Genomic DNA, 2,180 nt, shown 5'->3' with positions numbered 1-2,180 from the left:
CACTGAAATAGATTTGGTGTAAAGCACGGCTAACAAGCCACTCAAGCAGGACTTTTAACAGTTGGTTAGGTTCCGCTTCGCTTCACATTTTAACCAACAATTAAAAGCCTCTTAGTGGGGCGTTATAAGGTTTTGATATGGAAGTCACATTAGAGTTGATTATTGGCATCGCATTTTTCTTAGTCGGTGCTAGATTTGTTTATATTGGTAAAATGGATGTCGAGTTTGGTATCACTAATGGTCAATCAGGCTCTCGTACAAAATTCACTTCTTCTCAAACTAAATCTTTAGAGGGAACAAGTGCTAGACTCGCAGGTGCATTAATATCTATCTTTGGTATTTTACTGTATGTGTTTATGGAAAAAGGTGACGTCTTGTTTGTGTTGTAAACAACCTTATAACAAGGCGTTCAAACGGACAAAAAACAGTTGGCTGTTTCACTTCGTTCACAATTTTAGCCAACCATTACTTAGCCTGTTATTTGGGCGTTATAAGTATTTAAATTTATGAGTATGATTTGAATAAAGTTAGCTACATTACAGTTTCTTATTTAATATGTTGGCTTATTTCATATGTAATAATTAACGGTACTGAAAATTATGAAAGTATCGTTAGCTATTTCATTCAAGGATGGACTTTCAGTGGTTTTGTTAAACCAACTTATACATGGGTTTTAAGTTTAGCTATTTTCCTTGTATATATAATTGTATTGTTTGTTCTTAAGAAAGTCAGAGATAAGCAAGGCGCATAATACTTATAACAAGCTGTTCAAGCGGGACAAATTACAGTTGGCTGGTTCCGCTCCGCTTCACATTTTAGCCAACTACAATTTGCCCCTTAACAGGGCGTTATACCTCAAGGTGATCAAATGGAATTTATTGCACTCTTTCTCATTGTTATCGTTTTATTATTCATATTCCTATCTAAGAACAAGAGTTCTAAACAGACAGTAGCACCATATGAATTATGTGGACCACTATTTACACCAGCCGAACGATCTTTTTATGGGGTATTAAAACTTGCTTGTGAAGATAAAGCAGTTGTATTTGGTAAAGTAAGAATCGCTGATATCCTTAAACCAAGAAAAGGACTTAACCGAAGCCAATGGCAAATTGCATTTAATAAAATATCAGCCAAACATTTTGATTTTGTCCTATGCAACCCTAAAGATCTTTCCGTTATCGCAGTCATTGAGCTTGATGATAAAAGTCACTCTCAGCAAAAACAAATTAAACGTGACCAATTCGTTGAATCGGCATGTGAAACTGCACGTTTAAAACTACATCGATTCAAAGCTTCAGCTAGTTATGCAGTGGACGAAATTAAAAATGAATTGTTTTCTGTTCCCGAAGTTTTAGTGGAGGTAACTGCCTCTGCAAAAGATAATAGTAAAACGTGCCCTAAATGTTCGTCTGAATTGACTGTTAAAACCGCGCAAAAAGGCAAGAATAAGGGAAACAATTTTTTAGCGTGTAGTAGCTTCCCTAAGTGTAGATATACCCAAGAAGTTGAGGTATAACAAGTCGTTAAAGCAGGACAAATAACAGTTGGCTTTTGCTCCTGCGTCGCTTATTTTAGCCAACATATTATTTGCCTCTTAACGAGGCGTTAGGTAAACAAGGAGAGATTTGTGCTCGGTGTCATTTTAGTTTCAATAGTATTATTTTTTGTAATAAACAGATTTATTGCAAATAAAGCTACATTCAAAGATGTTTTGTTCTTCTTAGCTATTCCTTTTATAGTTCTATTTGCTACACGTTTATTACTTTGGATTACAGAACTAAATGCAACAATCAATTTAATTATATTATTGTCCATTATTCTGGTAACTATATTTTATGTCTTTGTCCGTTCTAAATCTAAATTTGAGCTCTCAAATAAACATGCAGTAATTGTATCATTTGTTTATTTTTTCAGCTTATGGGCTTCAGAAGTTATAACCGGTTTAACTACGTCATTAATGTTTACCTAACAAGGCATTCAAACGGACAAAAAACAGTTGGCTGTTTTCACTTCGTTCAACATTGTAGCCAACAATTTTTTGCCGCTTAATGTGGCGTTATATGGCATGTCACGTTCAGTGTATATTTTGGAAGTTAGTGTTCATGGTAGATATTGATAAAGAAACAAATATGGTGAAGGCTATTGTTAGATCCATCTTAGGGATATTTATTGTCATA

General features: G+C 34.5%; 2 protein-coding genes. Both read left to right on the top strand.

Annotated elements, in window-relative coordinates; translation table 11 throughout:
- The first annotated feature begins 137 nt into the window (after positions 1–137).
- Complete coding sequence (locus tag H4J57_RS19330; RefSeq protein WP_101343115.1) at positions 138–389, top strand: hypothetical protein; 252 nt, start codon at positions 138–140, stop codon at positions 387–389.
- A gap of 479 nt (positions 390–868) precedes the next feature.
- Positions 869–1,519 carry a DUF2726 domain-containing protein gene (locus tag H4J57_RS19325; protein ID WP_182243967.1) on the top strand — a complete coding sequence of 217 codons (651 nt, stop codon included), beginning with the start codon at positions 869–871 and terminating at the stop codon, positions 1,517–1,519.
- The last annotated feature ends 661 nt before the right edge of the window (positions 1,520–2,180 follow it).

This window comes from Colwellia sp. BRX8-7 (assembly GCF_014077275.1).
GTDB lineage: Bacteria > Pseudomonadota > Gammaproteobacteria > Enterobacterales > Alteromonadaceae > Colwellia_A.
This window is presented reverse-complemented; position numbering and strand designations above follow the sequence as displayed.

What these genes read in the sequence shown, in the direction of transcription:
- H4J57_RS19325 (WP_182243967.1), top strand. Translation starts at nt 869, where the DNA reads ATGGAATTTATTGCACTCTTTCTCATTGTTATCGTTTTATTATTCATA.
- H4J57_RS19330 (WP_101343115.1), top strand. Translation starts at nt 138, where the DNA reads ATGGAAGTCACATTAGAGTTGATTATTGGCATCGCATTTTTCTTAGTC.